The organism is Mucilaginibacter jinjuensis (genome assembly GCF_028596025.1).
GTDB lineage: Bacteria > Bacteroidota > Bacteroidia > Sphingobacteriales > Sphingobacteriaceae > Mucilaginibacter > Mucilaginibacter jinjuensis.
The window spans coordinates 2,365,256-2,382,275 of the sequence record NZ_CP117167.1 but is presented as its reverse complement, the minus strand read 5'-3'; the positions used below and the strand labels follow the sequence as shown (position 1 = coordinate 2,382,275).

15 protein-coding genes are annotated in these 17,020 nt (G+C 40.7%); 7 read left to right on the top strand and 8 right to left on the bottom strand.

Features of this window, described 5'->3' with window-relative positions; genetic code table 11:
* The first annotated feature begins 77 nt into the window (after positions 1-77).
* The 3 genes from PQO05_RS10905 to PQO05_RS10895 are packed head-to-tail and all read left to right on the top strand — an operon-like array spanning position 78 to position 2,133.
* Entirely contained in the window at positions 78-266 is a 189-nt protein-coding gene (locus PQO05_RS10905) for a hypothetical protein (RefSeq protein WP_273632940.1), read from the top strand.
* A gap of 1 nt (position 267) precedes the next feature.
* Entirely contained in the window at positions 268-1,590 is a 1,323-nt protein-coding gene (locus tag PQO05_RS10900) for a radical SAM/SPASM domain-containing protein (protein ID WP_273632939.1), read from the top strand.
* A gap of 12 nt (positions 1,591-1,602) precedes the next feature.
* Positions 1,603-2,133 (top strand): hypothetical protein, encoded by a 531-nt coding sequence (locus PQO05_RS10895; protein WP_273632938.1) that lies wholly within the window; start codon positions 1,603-1,605, stop codon positions 2,131-2,133.
* A gap of 420 nt (positions 2,134-2,553) precedes the next feature.
* Here the strand turns inward: PQO05_RS10895 and PQO05_RS10890 are convergent, their stop codons facing one another.
* The 4 genes from PQO05_RS10890 to PQO05_RS10875 all read right to left on the bottom strand — a co-directional run bounded on the left by PQO05_RS10890 (position 2,554) and on the right by PQO05_RS10875 (position 6,065).
* On the bottom strand, positions 2,554-3,051 hold the full coding sequence (locus tag PQO05_RS10890; RefSeq protein WP_273632937.1) for a GNAT family N-acetyltransferase: 498 nt from the start codon (positions 3,049-3,051) through the stop codon (positions 2,554-2,556).
* The gene (locus tag PQO05_RS10885) at positions 3,051-3,350 is read right to left on the bottom strand and encodes a type II toxin-antitoxin system TacA family antitoxin (protein WP_273632936.1); all 300 of its coding nucleotides are present in this window, start codon (positions 3,348-3,350) and stop codon (positions 3,051-3,053) included. The genes PQO05_RS10890 and PQO05_RS10885 overlap by 1 nt, the downstream gene beginning before the upstream one ends.
* A gap of 977 nt (positions 3,351-4,327) precedes the next feature.
* A complete protein-coding gene (locus PQO05_RS10880; RefSeq protein ID WP_273632935.1) occupies positions 4,328-4,576 on the bottom strand; it encodes a helix-turn-helix domain-containing protein in 249 nt (82 codons plus the stop codon).
* Between the two features lie 340 nt (positions 4,577-4,916).
* Positions 4,917-6,065, bottom strand: coding sequence for a hypothetical protein (locus PQO05_RS10875; RefSeq protein WP_273632934.1), 1,149 nt, complete (start codon positions 6,063-6,065; stop codon positions 4,917-4,919).
* Positions 6,066-6,572: 507 nt separating this feature from the next.
* Here PQO05_RS10875 and PQO05_RS10870 point away from each other — a divergent pair.
* Positions 6,573-7,406 (top strand): histidine kinase, encoded by an 834-nt coding sequence (locus PQO05_RS10870; RefSeq protein WP_273632933.1) that lies wholly within the window; start codon positions 6,573-6,575, stop codon positions 7,404-7,406.
* Positions 7,403-8,140, top strand: a complete 738-nt coding sequence (locus PQO05_RS10865; RefSeq protein WP_273632932.1) for a LytR/AlgR family response regulator transcription factor — start codon at positions 7,403-7,405, stop codon at positions 8,138-8,140. Before PQO05_RS10870 ends, PQO05_RS10865 begins: the two co-directional genes overlap by 4 nt.
* A 685-nt stretch (positions 8,141-8,825) precedes the next feature.
* Here the strand turns inward: PQO05_RS10865 and PQO05_RS10860 are convergent.
* The 3 genes from PQO05_RS10860 to PQO05_RS10850 form a co-directional block, all read right to left on the bottom strand.
* The gene (locus PQO05_RS10860) at positions 8,826-9,851 is read right to left on the bottom strand and encodes an IS110 family RNA-guided transposase (RefSeq protein WP_273632931.1); all 1,026 of its coding nucleotides are present in this window, start codon (positions 9,849-9,851) and stop codon (positions 8,826-8,828) included.
* A gap of 766 nt (positions 9,852-10,617) precedes the next feature.
* Positions 10,618-11,697, bottom strand: a complete 1,080-nt coding sequence (locus PQO05_RS10855) for an IS110 family RNA-guided transposase (RefSeq protein ID WP_273632930.1) — start codon at positions 11,695-11,697, stop codon at positions 10,618-10,620.
* Positions 11,698-11,700: 3 nt separating this feature from the next.
* Entirely contained in the window at positions 11,701-14,721 is a 3,021-nt protein-coding gene (locus PQO05_RS10850; protein WP_273632929.1) for a lantibiotic dehydratase, read from the bottom strand.
* Between the two features lie 82 nt (positions 14,722-14,803).
* Here PQO05_RS10850 and PQO05_RS10845 point away from each other — a divergent pair, with 82 nt between their 5' ends.
* Together PQO05_RS10845 and PQO05_RS10840 are read left to right on the top strand one after the other, a co-directional pair.
* Positions 14,804-15,235, top strand: a complete 432-nt coding sequence (locus PQO05_RS10845) for a MauE/DoxX family redox-associated membrane protein (RefSeq protein ID WP_273632928.1) — start codon at positions 14,804-14,806, stop codon at positions 15,233-15,235.
* A gap of 101 nt (positions 15,236-15,336) precedes the next feature.
* Positions 15,337-15,627, top strand: coding sequence for a hypothetical protein (locus PQO05_RS10840; RefSeq protein ID WP_273632927.1), 291 nt, complete (start codon positions 15,337-15,339; stop codon positions 15,625-15,627).
* 40 nt (positions 15,628-15,667) lie between these two features.
* Here PQO05_RS10840 and PQO05_RS10835 read toward each other — a convergent pair whose 3' ends face one another.
* Positions 15,668-17,020 (bottom strand): RagB/SusD family nutrient uptake outer membrane protein, encoded by a 1,353-nt coding sequence (locus tag PQO05_RS10835; RefSeq protein ID WP_273632926.1) that lies wholly within the window; start codon positions 17,018-17,020, stop codon positions 15,668-15,670.

Genomic DNA, 17,020 nt, shown 5'->3' with positions numbered 1-17,020 from the left:
CTAAAAGCCTTGATTATTAACTTGTTTATTTAATATCTGATTGCGATATTAGCCCGAACTTAACCGTATTACAAATAATGAATATTACTTCATTTCATACCGACTTGCTATTTGACGACAACCAGATTATTCGTGAAATGGCGAAGGACCGGAAGGTGCCGCTAAACGAATTTCAGAATAATAGCCTCGATTGCGATGGTGGTGTTCAGGACAAAAAACAAAATATTGTATTTGATGCTCAAGATTGTGTAGGAACTGGAGGTTAAAATGATACCGTATAAATCACCAAATTTGCTTTTTTCTAATTTGGATAATGGATTTTATGGGGTGGTCAATACATTCCAGCCAGATAGTCTGCGCGTAATTAACAGTAAACAAAAACAATTATTTGACCAAATTGATGGTAGGCTGACAGTTGCAGAACTGGCAAACAAATTAATATTTGAACAGGATAACCTAAAATTGGCACTGGATGGTTTTAATGCATCAGGATTGATCAGATACCAGAACCAGTTTCCCGAACCGAGTGCAGAATTAGCGACATCTACCCTTAACCTTTGGGTACATACCACCAATAAGTGTAATCTCTCCTGTAATTACTGCTACATCTCTACTTTGAATGAAACCGGTGGTATGTCCAAAGCCATCCAAGACAAATTTTTAAAGAAACTGGTAGACACAGCCAGGGTTAGAAGATTAACAAATATCAAACTTAGACTCGCAGGAGGTGAGCCCTTAACGCAATTCGCGCAATGGAAGAGCTTTATTCTTAACGCGAAAAATGACCTAAGTGAAATTGGTTGTACTTTTGGTGTTTCCTTCATTACCAATCTAACTATCCTCAACGATGAGATGATCGAATTCTGCAAAGCTGAAGATATCGGGTTTGGTGTATCGCTGGATGGTTTATATAGTTATCATGACAATACCAGGAAGTTGCATAGCGGCAAGGGAACTTTCGAGACAGTAGACAAAAACCTCAATCGTTTGATTGAAAACGGCATTCGCGTCTCAACTTCAACAGTTGTTTCTAACGAAAATATGGCGGGTTTAGCCGAATTGACGGCGTACCTTATCGAAAGAGATTTACCGTTTCGGTTTTCTATTGTTAAAGGAGTAGATATAAACAGGCAACAATTAACGAAAAATTTATTAGCTGCCTATAAGGTGATGGAGGATGCTATCAACAAAGGATGGGATTTTTCCCGTAAACACAAGTTTTGTGACCTGAAGCCAAATGAATTAGGTACGCAAACCTGCAGTTCGGGATTTTCTGGCGGAGCCGTTTACGTCGACGGAGGCATTTACTATTGTCATGTTCAATTTGGTCAAAAGGAGAATGCAACAGGAACGATTGCTGATGAGAATATTGATCTGCTGAGCATGATTGAGACGGGCATGCATTTTGAAGGAATGAAATCCGTGGATTGCCAGTCCTGTAAATATAAATATATCTGTACCAGCGGGTGCCCAATGTACCGAATTGACGGGAAGGACCCCAATTGTGGGATTTATCACGAGATAATACCATTGGTATATCGCTTACAGGCTAAGGAGAAACTTTTGAGAATTATAAACCATTATAATTAAAAATTATCGGTTATGTTCACAGACCCACAGACCATAGCGTTAGCTGCATTAATCGTTTCGTCTTTGTCGTTCGGTCTGTCATTCGTGCAGCTCCTGATTCAGCGCAGCCATAATAAAAAAACGGTACGCCCGATTGGTCAGATTGATTTGGGTGATTTTGACCACACCATGTATATTCACTTTGTCAATAATGGCATCGGTCCGCTAATCATTAGGAAGATCACTTTTGAGAAAGGTGACAAAATTTACACGGATATCGTTCACTGCCTGTCGCTTGATCCAAAGGCATATAATCATATTTCAATTAACCCAGAGGTTTCCAAAGCCGTTCTGCCGGAAAAAGTATTCGTGATTGCGGATTTGGAATACGATAAAAGAAAGCATTTGGCTGATTTTAAGAATAAACTCAGAACTGAACTATCACAATTAACTATCGAAGTTATTTATGAAGATGTTTATGGTCAGGAATATTCCTGTCAAAGAAATCTTAAATGGTTTACCCGCCATTTGGAAACCAACACTAATACCTCTGAATGTGAGTAGATAAAACTTAAAAAACTAAAAATTTAAACCTTAAAACTATGGGCACCACAGACAATGAAAAACAGCCATTTTTAGGATTCTTAGCCCATGCAGCGGTATTTTTAGGATTTGCTTGCCTGCTGCTGTCCAGTGGCTATCTATTTATTATTTATTAAAATCACCACCTCCGAATAAAATTGTCGCGGAAACTATGACCACCTTCAATGCTGAAAGAAGGATGACACTGATCTCGACTGCTTTTTTCGTTGCTTTATCATTTTGCTTTATCGGATTTGCGCTCTTTTTGATTAATGCAAAGGGCGAGCTGGAGGGAGACAGCCCTTTATTGATCACAAACTGTAACTAAATAATGAATGCAATCTAAATTGAAAAAATTAAATCTGAACCTATATGCTGGAGAATTCGCTGATATAGTTATTACTATTTAAATAGTGCTGCTATATTTTGCATTGTTAGAAACATCTTACCTGAATCCAGCTTTATGAAATCGTATTTGGCGTAGAACGCTTCGGCATCATCATCGAGAGGATCGACGATCAGAGCCATTGAGCCTATGTGTTTTTCTGATGTGTCGAAAGCCTTTTTTAACGCATCCATTAATAAATATTCACCCAGGCGCTGACCTTTATAATTTTGATCTACGGCCAGACGGCCCAATAAAGTGGCGGGCAAATCGTGGTAAGATGGCGGCATTTTCTTTTGAGTCTCTTCCGGAACCAGGTCACGGGAGATGCTTGTACTTGACAAGGTATAATAAGCTATCACGCGACTATCATCCACCATTGCAAACACAGCGCTCAAACGTCTTTTCAGATCCTGACCGGCCTTCTTTTGGATATAATTATCCAGCATGTCCTTGCCACAGTTAAAGTCTTTTTTATTAAACTCAGACTTTAGCGGAAATATAGGATAACTCATTAAACTTCTGCAGACTGGTTATTAAACTCTTTGTACCTTTTAGCTGCATCCTGTAAACGCTGATTAGCCTGAGGCGGGTTCATAATAGCATCGAAGAATATTTTTTTGTCGCGTTCAGAAGCTAATATCGCTTCATGCTGCTGAATGATAGTCTTCGCTTTTTCTTCAGCAGTTGACAACATAAAATCTGTTAAAGTGCGATAGCCCCCTATTTTTGTGGCTAATTCAAAAAGTTCCTTTTGAACTTTGGTTAGTTTTGTATCGAACCTTGTTTTTTCGACTTTAAGTGCCCGTTCCATGGAATCAATTTTATCATGCAATATACGGAAAAATTCCGTACCAATAACAAATAACGAAAAATTTAACGCCGTGTTTGGATGAGCCTATGCCATTGAGTGGATTGAATTATTTTTCTATAGGCAATTTGAAAAGAATGGTAAAACGATTTCAACCGATTAATATCCGCCCTCCTATCCTTTAAGTCAAAGAAAGGTCGATGGAGAAACATCAAACAGAAAGCGATAGCCGCGATGCGCCAACTACATTGAATGGTTACGAAATTACAGCCACATGGTTAAATTATAAACCTGAAAGTGTTTTATGACGAACACCATCAATTTAATTAACTGTGATAGTATTTAATTGTAATCGGGTTTATTGGGTGAAAGTTCTCCGCTGTGCCTAAGTAAAATCCGCTTTGAATATTTTCGGTCAAAATTACTTCCACGGTAGGGGTCAACCATTTTTTTTTATTTTTTTCGTTATGAATTTTTTCGCTGCGTTGTTTCATGTTGTCATTGAAATTTCAAACTACAATTGGGTATGGCAATTTATAAAAAACTCCAATAATTAGTAATTACCCTGTCCTTTTTTAGGTATTCTGCTGATCATAGTCCTCCGCAAAAAATAGGCTAAACAGATGTAAAAAGCGTTCAATATTTAAAATTGACGAAAAGTAAAAGTCCTGTCCGTTTACATAATATCAAATTTGAACCCGGTTCAGGTCATTCTGGCCGCAAGTTTCTCGTCATTAGTTTCGAGTGTAAGCCCTCGTATACTTTTCAAGCACCCATTATTTTCAAGAGTGCCCTATTACTGGTCTCTCTATTCCGTTACGGTCTTTTGCCATTGTGGTAAGAAAAAAAGTAATCTATTTCAAAAACACAATTAATAAGATACAATTAATTATTTAACTATCTAATTTAGAATACTATAATACTGTCCGGCTACAGTTAGATAGCAATGGTTGAAGTGTAATACGTGTTAAAACCATCAATTAAACAAAAGGCCTTTCCGGCATAAAGTCCTTAGGACTACAATTAAATATTTGAGCCAACTTATTGAGGTGAGCGATATTGTATTTAGCCCTTTGTCTGGGGTTTTCAATCTGGCCAATGAATGCATCCGACACTTCTAACTTGATTGCAAGCACTGCTTGTGACATATTATTCTCTGCTCGATATGCCTTTACCTTATTGATAATATATAAGTCAATTTCAGATTTAGTTGCACCACGAGAAAACATGGTGCAAGAAAGTTCTAAAAGAAAATTTTAGTACTAATACCTGTATTGGTAAAATAAATCTTTATTTATAAATTAGCCTGAAGATACATTCAAAAACGCTGCAAGTGTTGGCCTGTTTTATTTGACATCTATCTCAAAAAGAAATTCCGGTAAACCTCGAAGATGACTAACATGGACGAAAAACAAGCTTTAGAAATAACAATTGAGGAGATGGATCTTGGCGACGCCTTTTGTGAGACGAGCAGGAAAATGGGCTTTAAAAAGCTGAAGGATATACTATTTATTCTTCCTGAAGAACTCATCTCAAAAGCGGGATTTACCTACACCTGGCTGGGCGAACTTAGTGCATACCTGGATAAAAATGGGCTGTTATACTTACTGCAACCATTACCGGGAAGAAATCGCGTTTGATACGCGTAAGCATTTTTTCCAACAATGCCCTGACACGTGCGGCTGTTTGCTGATCGGCGCTATAATAAGCTTTACTAAATCCCCCTGGTGATATCGCAGGTTGCCGCTTGGTTTGAAAATGGTCGGCAAAAAAACGGAAAAGCACTTTCAGGTTTTGGTTCCCAAATATATTTTCGTCCACAAACAAATGCGTCAGGTAAGCGAAATGTGCGACCGGAAGTTCAACAGGAATTTTGGGGAAAATCGACTCACCATTTTTCAGGGCATCATCAATAGATTGTTCGGTAAAATGAATCGCTTCCTCTAACCAACACCCGAGCATTGTTTTTAAAGATGGCCACGCTTCATCATAAATTAGAGTGGCAATTACAGGTCGACTGCAGATCGCGGCCTGTTGTTCACGCATGGTAGTCAATTTTTCAGCAGGATTGAGGGCTTGTTCCTGTTTTGTACTAAGCTGTTGCTGCAGGTACACAAAAAATGATAAGTGGTTAAAATTACTTTGAAAAAGTTCATTTAAAAATAATTCCTCCGCATTACCTAGGCTATAATCGATCCCGGCTAAGTTGTTGATTAGCCGGATAAAATAGTCTAAGTTTTGGAAACTAAGTTTAATAGACTGATCAAGGCAACCAGCATGATTCAAATACTTTAGGAACATATCACCCAATGCTGCGTCGTTCATCGTATTTAAACCATTTTTAACAAGGTCCACTTTGGATTTCAGTTGCTTTGATACGTGCAAACGGTATAAATCGGGTGAAATAGCCTTGCAATTGAAATAACAAGAATAATAAACATGCAAGTGGTCTATCAGGTTTACTATTAATTGCCATGCAGGCTCTTCGGTTTTATTACCACATTTATAGTAGGAATTGGCAATCGCAAAAACAGAATCAAGTTGATAATGAAAGTAACGCACCAGGATATGCTCCGGTGCTTCGGATAAAACCGCATCTTCCCAAGACCGCCGCACACGTGCGCAAATCCCGGGCGTCAGTTCAATTAATGCCGCACAAACGCCACCTTCTGGCAGCGAGCCTGGGTCCTGAAATATAGAAAGTTCATTCCGAAGCATAACTAACTTGCTGGTGCGTTATTACAAGTCTTATCGATGGATAATATGGCTGCTTGTAAGCCCGCTGTTGGTCACACTCGTTGTATCCGAAGCTTGACCAGCAGTTCTGATACTTGCCGCGGTTGAGCGACCGATCGTTTGTGTTTTTTTCTTTGGAAGTTTGTTCATTTTTCTCATAATTTCTATTTTTTTATTAATTTAAGTAAAACAAGTTTTCCAACTGCATTTATTACAGAAACGAGCCGACTGAGCATAAAAACAGTGTTGATGGTTATGAATTTGGTTAAGCGTCTTCTTGATAAAAAAGTCTTAGTCCACGTCTTTTGCTGGGTTTTATTTATCATTTATGAGCTCAGTACCATATATTTCATTTCGGGCCGCATTGAACGCCCCTATGTTTACTTGATTTACTACCCTATTAACATTAGCTATTTTTACGCCAACGTCTATCTCTTAAATCAGATTTTCGACCACCCCAAGTCCGACTATTTTAAAGGGCTACCCAAGATGGCGCTGGCGTTTGCTCTCTATATGCTGATTAAATTGATCGCGGATTATTTTTTAGATAAAAATTCCCAAAATATCGCAAACCCTTTTGTCTACGTGCAAGGGTTTTACAACCGTAATATCGTCAGAGGATTTTATTTTTTAGTACTGTCCATTTTTTACTGGGCGGCTGGCCACATTTCCCATTTCCGAAAACAATCCCTAATGGCCGAAAGACAACGGTTAATTGTCGAGAAAGATAAGGCAGAAATTGAAACCCAACTTGCGAAAAGCCGAAGCGCATTTTATCAACAGCAAATCAACCCGCACTTGTTATTCAACGCACTAAATTTTGTTTACTCGAAAGTCCAGGAGCATTCTGACGAAGCTGCACATTGTGTATGGCTACTGGCTGAAATTATGCATTTCAGTTTGCAGCAAACGGAGGCCGATGGTAAAATAAACCTCGTAGATGAAATGGCACAAATTCGTAATTTATTGGAGATAAACGCCTATCGATTCCCGGTAGGAATTGTCCTGACAATGAATGGGGAATTTCAACGCCACCGAATCATTCCGCTGATCTTACTTACATTAACAGAAAATATTTTTAAACACGGTGATCTCACCAATGCGAATATGCCAGCTCTCTTGCACCTGGAAATTGATGCAAACGGCCATTTTTTTTTTCGCAGCCAAAACCTAAAAAAAGCAAAGAATACCAAATTTGCCCGCCAGCAACTGGGCCTGCAAAACGTCCGCATCCGGCTGGATGGAGCATATCCGGAAAAATATCGACTGAATATCACAGAACTGAAAGATATATTTGAACTGACCTTAACAATCAACCTATGAACCTTACATGCTACATTATCGACGACGAAAGCCACTCAATCGATATTATTAAAAGATATATTGAACAAACTCCCGGTCTTGAATTATCCGGCACTTCTACAAATCCCTTGGAAGCGCTGGAATTTTTTTCCGAAAATCCAGCTCCGGGATTAACTTTTCTCGATGTCGACATGCCGCAGTTGAACGGCCTTGATTTTGCAGAGTTGGTAAATCCTGTTACCGAAATCATCTTTACCACGGCATTTCGTGACTACGCCCCCGAGGCTTTTGAAAAAAATGCGATAGACTACCTCATTAAACCGATTAATTACAACCGTTTCCTGAAGGCTGTTACTAAAGTTAAACTTGCAACAGAAGCTAACAAAAACGGCTTTTCGGACGTCTTGGCTTACTTTTTTGTCAAAAGTGATTTAAGAGGTAAATTTAATCGCGTGGAAATCGATAAAATCGTGTACATCGAAAACCTCGGAAATTACATTGCCATACATTTGACTGACGAAAAGATCACCACTTATTTGACGCTTAGCGAAATATTGACAAGATTGCCTAAAAATCAGTTTTCCAGGATTCATCAGTCATTCATCGTGAACCACTGTGCGATTAAATCTATTGAACCGGGTCAGATCAGGCTAAACACACAGTTTACTTTGCCTATCGGCGGAACGTACCGTGCCGCATTCCGTCTAAAAATGGATAACGTTATTTTGCTCAGCAAGCGGCAAACCTCCGGCTAGTTATTGGTTTAGAACGCCCAATGCAGCATATCCTAAGTTCTTTTAAATCAATTCACCAAAGAAAACATCGGATTCTTATGCTTTAAAGGCAATGTTAGTTAATGAGAAAGGGAGAAATCAAGCTTCAGAAAATACCAATGAGTAATGTGGTAATGAGACCCTTACATGAATAAATATAAATATTAAATATCAGCAAATTAACGACTGTAGACATACTTAAACTTTTAATTTTTAAGCTAACATCCATTTATAAATCTTTGTACGTGAGGCAAAACTCGAAGTGCAATGAACAACAACGCCGCAACAACTGAATTAAAAGAGAAAGCATTGCTTAACGCAATTGAAGTTTTAAAAATGAAATAGCGACCAATGATTCTTCCCTTTGGGAGCTATAGTAGGCCAAATCCCTCCTTTTTCATTTCGGTATCAAGTGTTGCGTAGTCATCTTCGTCTGAAGAATGTGTAACATTTTATGTTTTGTAAATAAACTTTTTATGATAAGTATTGGTTGGTTCTAAGTCACTAAATAGAGATTTACTAATCCAATAAAATTGCAACGGCGCTATAATGTTGATAGAAAGCAAAGGAGCAACAAAATATTATTTCAAAGTATGGGTCGTAAACCCGGAATTAACCTAATACTAATGTTGCTTCCTTTGATTACATAATTATATAATTACTACCATCATGTTCCTTCATTTGCCCGCTGGTAGTCTGATTGATATAATCTATTATCATTAACACAGGCAAAAATTCTATGTACAAGCTTGTTTCTTATCGCATTGAGCACGGCCATCTTTGGTTTTCCTTCTGTTTTAGTTTTCTGTACGTAGTATGCTTTGAGGTCCGGAACATATCTCATCGCGCCGAGTGCACAGGTATGGAGTAATGTCTTTACCCGTTTATTTGCTATGTTGGAAAGTTTGCTTCTACCCTCGATTTTCCCGGAATCATTTTTAAAGGGCACCACACCGGCATAGCACGCAAACTTTTTAGGATTGTTAATATCTTGGAATTCATTCGTTGTGATGATGATTTGCACTGCGGTCACAGTGCCAACACTTGGTACGGATGTAATCAACCGGTGCAATCTGTTTAAATTATCGTCGCTTTTTATCAGTCCCGCGATAGTATTGTCAACCTTTTCCAAATCCGTAGTCAATGCATAGAAACTGTCGCTGCATAATGCCTTACTCTGGGTGATAATCCTTTTATTCACAAACAGAGCATCTTCATTTAACGGAGTATTTAATGATTTTCCTAAAGTGATGAGTTTATTCCTAAGCGCCGACAGGTGGGCTAACTCCTGGACAACCGGTCGTTTGGGCTGCCATAGTTTAAATTGTTCCCTGTTTTTATACAGGTATTGGGCTATCCTGATCGCATCAATTTTATCGTACTTACCACGGATGTTACCTAACGAATTTCGAATATGAACAGGATTTTCATAAACGATATTTGCTTTGAGTTTCTTTAATACCAGCAGTAAATGATTGCCGTATACACCCGTATGCTCCAGCCCGAAAACAGCCTTTGAAATGACAAACTTTGGTAATTTTTTTAATTCTAAGACCAAACCCTTTATTTCGGTTACTTCGTTTTTAATTTCTTTGTGAAATAGCAGCTCCGCAACCCGCATTATCGCAAAATCGAGCTTATTTCTAGAAACATCTATACCGATAAAATAAGTATACTTCTTTGGTCTGTTCATATCAAGTGACTTTCAAATCATTTTCATGAATTTAAAGCACCGGCTAATAATGTAAAACGTAGCAGCCGGGCTTTGTTGAATATATCAAATGATAAAGCTTGAATCAAGGATTGGGTCTTTAACCTGCGACTTTTGATAAGGCCCTTTACCATTTGATATAATTAATTAGAACAATAAGCAATTATCATTCTTCCATGCCTTAACCGGTCATCATTAATCCACTTACCGCTGTAGCATTATCTAGGGAACAACAGCTCGTTATTAACTCAAATGGTAAGACTTAATACAAAGATTAGGCCTTTAACCTGTGACATCGAATAAGTCCTTTACCATTTGAATGCCTTTGGAAAACAGTAAGCGATTATTGTCCTTCTAGGTCTTAGCCTTATCGTTCTTTAATCCACTTACTGTTATATCCTTCTGAGTAATTAGTATAGCTTGTTATATTCTCAAATGGTAAAGCTTAAATCTAAGATTAGGTTGTAAACCTGCGACTTCTGATAAGACCTTTTACCATTTGAGATTATAAAACAGCAAGCAATTCTGTCGTTCCGAGTCTCTAACCTGAACTTTTTTTTTCCATCTTTTTGTATATCATTCACAAAAAATTTAGCTGATATTATTGCATTAAATCGTAAAGGGTAAATCATGAGGTAGATTTAAACCCTTAGTCGCAGATAAGTTTCTTTGCCTTCTGATATCATCAAGCTAAGAAAACAATTAGTGATATCCGTCTTTCCAGGTCTTTAATCTTAAGTTTCTATAATCAACTTGCCGTTATATCGTTATTTAACTCATTCTTATTAGTGTCACCCGAATATTTGTTTTTGTAGTTTGGCTCATATTCTCTATCCTGATTTAAGCAGGCAAATATTCTTAACACAAGTTTGTTCCTTACTGCATTTAACACAGCCATTTTCGGCTTGCCCTCTTCTTTATGTTTCCTTTCAAAATATGCTTTTAATTCGGGGTCGTGCCTAATCGCATTAAGGGCACAGGTATGTAACAGTGCTTTAACTCTTTTATTAGCTAACTTAGATACTTTAGCCTTCCCTTGAATCACGCCAGATTCTCGCTTGAATGGCACAACCCCAGCATAGCAGGCATACTTCTTAGGGTCGTTTATATCTCTAAGTTCGTTTGAAGTAATGATAATCTGTATTGCCGTGACTGTACCGACGCATGGAACAGATGTAATGATATCATGCATCCGCATTAAATAAGGGTCTGATTTTACCAATTCAGTTATGAATTCGTCTACTCCGGTTACATCAAGAGAAATAGCACCCGTACTTTTACTACATAGCATTCTACTTTGATTTAGTATTTTCTTATTGACGAAAGTTGTGTCTTCATTTAGTTGTTGTGATATGATAGTTTTTACATTGATTAATCTGTTTCTGAGTGTGGACAAATGGGCTAATTGTTCAAGAATCAATCTTCGCGGTTGCCAGACACGTAGGTGCTCACGGTTTTTATAACCATATTGAGCAATTCTGATCGCATCAATTTTATCGTATTTTCCTCTTACTGTACCTAATGAGCTTCGAATATGTAGAGCATCTTCTATTATGATATTGGCTTTGCAGCTCTTGAGCGCAATTTTCAGATGGTTACTGTAAATACCGGTTTGTTCCATACAGAACGCTGCTTTTCTGATCGTAAATTTTGGTAAGCCCTTTAATTCCGTCACCATGAGCTTAATATCTGCTACTTGGTTAGGAATTTCTTTGTGAAATAGGAGCTTGCTGTCCTGCATTACAGCGAAGTCCAATTCATTACGCGATATATCTATCCCAATAAAATAGGTATATTTCTTGAGTTTAATAGGTTCTGTATTGATCATCTGCTAATTTCTTTTCGATGCTTGAGCTGAAGTCGATATCATATACTTTTCCAGGCAGTAATAAGCCAGATATTCCTGTTGTCGCTGATCTGAATGGAATGTACGGTTCAATTGCATATGTACAAGATCTGCCGCCAGTGTATTGATTATCCGGATATCGCTTACCGCACTTATTAAATGCTTTACACGTTTTCGTAAAAGGCTACATTTCCTCAACATAATGGTATTGCGCATAGCCATCTCAACCATAGACTTGAGCTCCCGATATTTTTGATCCATTTGAATCTTTAATGTTTTACTACCGCCAAATTCTACAAAAAAGGCTCCTGCGGCTTCCCGGATATATTCTAAGCGACTTTCATGATCAGCAATACAGCATGTGATCATGAGGTTTGCAGTAACCAGTCCGAACTCAAATTCACTCCATCGGCCCCTAAGTGCCTTTTGTCGCAGAAACCAAATCACCAATTCACTGCCTGCATGAAAAACATCTTCTACCAGTGGCATGAGGGTTGCGCTGTAACGTTCAATTTCCCGGCGATAGGTATCCAAATGGTAATCATGGATTAAATGATCGTATCCGCTTATGCTCATCCGTTTTCGAAATGCAACTAAAAGCCCCCCTATATTGTCCTCAGCGGCACAAAAACGCAATCGTAAATGATGACCCTGTTCGTCATAGCGAATAAAAAACCATTTCTCAATCAAAGCACGGTTTTCGAAAATAAAAGGGCGAGCAATATCCGTAAGAATCGAATTCGCTATCCTTGGCGTGCAATATATTTTAAGGTAAAGCCATTGACTACCGACCATAAAGTCGCGTGGCTCGGCCATATCCGATGTGACCTGAATTGCCGGATGATAAATACAATTATCATGTGCCAGAAACGCCACGATCTGACCTGCAAATACTTCGTGGCCATTCCTGATCGAACGGTCCGGCAACAAATATTCTTTAACCTCCGCTTTTTCCAATCCTTTGAGACATTGTATAAAAAGAGCAGCTTCCATATCATCGGCCAGGTCAAAGACCAGCTGCTGATCGTATTCACCGAGCGTTACATGTCTTGGTATCCGGTATTCCTTCCTGAATTTTTGAAGACCGGCAGGCAATTCATCCGGTGTGAAGCCGGTTAGTTCATTTAATTGTTCCTTTCTCAAATTCCATTTAGCCAAAGACAGTATCGTATTTTGATAGGTTATACGCGGATAAAAATCCAGTTCGGGGAACAGCGCATCCAATTCTATCGTCACTGATGTGGAGAGTCCCTGGAATTGCAGGTCGCATAGCAGACGAAAGACAGCGGAATTATTATGCCGGAAGTTAAAGGCTGTGGCCAGACGGGGAATAACCCGTCTACCTAGTCGGCCTGACTCCAGCACTAACTCCCCTTTTTGCACCGAGAGCAACAGATCGCCTGGGTTTAACTGTTGCTCCGGGGGCAGTGTACTAAAGACGTTTAAGGGAATTTCAAAAGGATAAATTCGAAGTCGCCGGTTAATATTATCTACATGTATATCAGACAGCTGGCCAATATCTGCAAAAACAACACCGGGATTTGCTGCGATCTCTTTGGCAGCCAGTTCGCTGCATAAGCGGTGAATGTCTTGATTAAAGCAAGAAAAACGTCCGATCAATGAAGTCGCAGAGACGCCGGCCGCATGTTCGATCAACAGGTGTTCCGCTGTCTTTCGATAAAGTACAGCGAGCGTTTGAGGAAAATGAGGAGAGTCCGGCGGATTAATTTGAAGGTCATTAAGATCTTCTTCATTTATTTCTAGTGGAGACCAGGGATCACGAAGTTTGTCACCAATCCAGCGGCGGAAAAGCATACGGTGGACAAAACTCCAGCCAACCGTCGGATCACCATTTCTTTTTGTAGAGAAGTCTAAATTTTCAAGCATCCCGGGTTCTGAAATTCCCTTACTCAACCCGCCATAAGATATACCGGCGTCTGGGTCGAGCGCCAAAAGCAAGGGCACTTTCTGCCTGTCAAAACGTTTTCGGAAATCATCAATAAAACGGCGCAGGTCTACGTTCTGCTGCGGAAAGGCAAGCTTGCGAAGCAAAGAAACGGCCTGTCCCAATTCCAGTTTTTCCGTTTCGCCCCGGCTTCCGCTAAGTGCCGATTTTCCAAGGGCTGCATAAAAAGGCTGATTGATTTTTTCCGCATCCAATCCCAAGCCTGAAGAAGACATAAGTTTAGCTGCCAGGATAGGTAAAGAAGTTGTTCCGGGAGCAGCAATTGCCTGTCGGCTTTTCCAGAATAAATCTGGGGACGACTTGGAGGGGGGCACGATCTCAAAATTTCTATAAATCAACCCTCCCTGCGTACGACTCATGAGGAACTGTTCTTCCAGCAAAAAATGAAGATATTCGTTCGCTTCTTTTTCCGTACACGCTCCCTCAACCTGAATCCAGGACAATAAATGACTGTGTTTGACAGCACCTTCCTTGAATAATCCCACTAAATCAATATGAAATTTTACCGCAGCAAGTGCTTTAATTTCAAACTGATACTTTTTTCCGTCAGCGAATACACCATGTATAAACCTGTATTCTCTTTCGATGCGGTAAAGACAAGGATTAAGTATCAGGTCATCCTTGTCAGCCTTGGGTTTACGCACCTGATTTAGCCTTGCCAGAATCTGTTGATCCGCCAACACATAAATCTCTGCATCCTTATTATCCGCCAAAACAATGGGCTCCCCATTCCCCCATTTGAGCAAAGAAAAAGAGGAAAAACTTCCGAAGGGAGTCGGCCGGAAACAAATACGATTATAGTACTTATGGACTGTAAATTTCTCCTTATCGTTCAACCGGCCATATTCAAAGTCCTTACGGGCTAATATTTTAAAGAATACCGGGCTCGCGAGCCATATGGCGTTTTGAAAACTAATTTGTTTCAATACTTCAGGTAAACGCATCAGATCGTAGCGGTTATAACCATAGTTAGGTACACGTAAAAAAAGCTCAGGAAGAAAATAATAGTGGTTTTTATCAGCGTTATCCATGTTTTTCATTGTTCAAAAGGGTATACTACCCACTTCATACTATTTTCAGATTTTTCCAGGGTCGTACTTTGCTTTCACAAAATCACAGGCCATGAAGACATTTATCAAGTTAGTTGTACCCGCCGCACTGATCGCGTTGTTCACCTATGCAGCAATCAGCAAGCTCAGCGACATTAATGCTTTCCGTACCCAGCTCTACAGGCAACCCTTTGCACATTTACTGGCTGGCATTTTAGTTTATGGGCTGCCAGCGACCGAGTTACTGGCCGTATCCCTGATGCTTTTTAGCCGCACGCGGCTGGCGGGCTTGCTTCTTTCTGCCGGGATGCTGATCGTATTTTCCGTATATATTGCACTTGGCCTGCTCCATTTCTGGCGTAAAATCCCTTGTTCCTGCGGCGGCATCCTGAACCACATGTCCTGGCAAACCCATTTGATCTTCAACCTGGCATTCCTGCTGGCCAGCCTTGCCGCTATCGCGGTCTTCCACGCAGAGCGTAGCGCAACCTGTCCAAACAGATAAACCAAAGACCAACAGGGTAAGCCGAAAACCTGCGAAAAGAGTAGGCATCATTATTCACTAAGTTTTTCGTCTGCTTTTTAGTAAAAAAGCATTCCTGTACGATGAACAAGTCAAAATCATTCATCTTCGGCCTGGCACTGGTGCTGGGCGTTGCCGGCGCTTTCACAACGAAAGCATCCAAAACCATCCGCAAAACAGACCCGGTTTACTGGACCTTCAATGGCACCCCAGCCCAGGTTAACGATCCGAGCAAGTACTCTTACAGCCAGGACGACCCGGGTTGTGCCGGAGATGGCGATCTGTGTGCGATACAGGCCAACCGCAGCAGCTCGAACCCCAACCAGCCTAACCTGTCTACCGCCAGCGGACAGGAATATCACACTCCACAGTAATAATGCTGCTGAGGGGCAGGCCTTACCGGCCTGCCCTTTTTTAGTTTTGGGCCATGCCGGTATCACTGATGACCGCCAGCGGCAAGGGCAAGGTATACCGCGGATCATTTGGCGGCAGTGTATACGTCTGCCCGTTGACTACCTTTTTCAACGTTATTGCCAGTGCCGCCTCCTGGTTTAACCGACGCAAATCACTCCACCGCAATCCCCGTAGTAAGAGTTCCTTTCGCCGTTCTGTTAAAACTAAAGAGAGTGCTTGTACCGCATCTGTCGCAGCGAGCGGCAGGTAAGCCGCTTTTGTAAACCTGTTTTGCCGCAAGGTATTCAGGTCCGCCATGGCTGCATCCAGCTTACCAGACCGTGCCGACGATTCTGCGCGGATCAGATACATCTCATCCGTAGCTGGCCCGTTAAACAGATTTACGGTTCCGTCGTAACTCCCCTTAAAAGTATAATAGGTCGTACCCGCCTGTACCTGGAAGAATAGTACCTTCCGGAGATCACCTGCTTCATAAAGACGGTACAAAGTCGTGTCTACGGCAAATTTAGGTGACAGCTCCAGCCCTACAGGCGAGCTCAGCGTATGTAATAAGACCTCCGCGTTGAAGCGTGTAAAGGATGGGCTCGTGCCCACTTTGACTGTGTTATAGTCCAGTAACTGGCTATTCAACTTTAAACTAGAATCTGCATAAAGTCCGGCATTCGGATAGTCCCGCATAGACAGGTATATCCTGGCCAGCACAGCGTAAGCCGCTGATTTACATGGCCGGGTCTTAACCACTGCGGTTGTCGGTAACAAAGGAACAGCAGCCGACAGATCGGCGATCATCCGGGCATAGGTTTGCGCTACGGTTGACCGGACTGGTTTGACGTTCAAATCGGAAGAATTCCGCAGCACCAGACCCGGATCTGTATCTGCGCTTTGCGCATTATAAGGTTTGCAAAACTGTTGGGCCAGCTGGTAATAAGCGTATCCCCGGAAAAAAGAGGCCTGCCCCTGGATATTATTCCACTCTGCCGTATGTTGCCCATATTGCTGCACACCCTCCAATACGACATTCGTATAAAAGATGACCGTATAGGCCAGCGACCAGTCGTTCCGTGGATTTTCATTGAAAACATTGCGGTCCCAGATGTAAGCGTTGCGCGGGGTCAGGGTTGAAGACTGCCAGTTGGCGGTACTTACAAAGCCCTCGTCCGCGGCTGCAATTCCGGCAAAAGGCCAAATCTGGGTCATGACGTTATTATTGTCCATCAATGACTGGAAATCAGCGATCGTAACGGGCACTTCGAGCGCTGAAGAGGATTTGACATCCAGTTGTTTTTTGCAGGAGAAAGCGGCAAGACCAATTAATAAAAGGATTACCGTTTGATATCTTTTCATTTTTTTCAT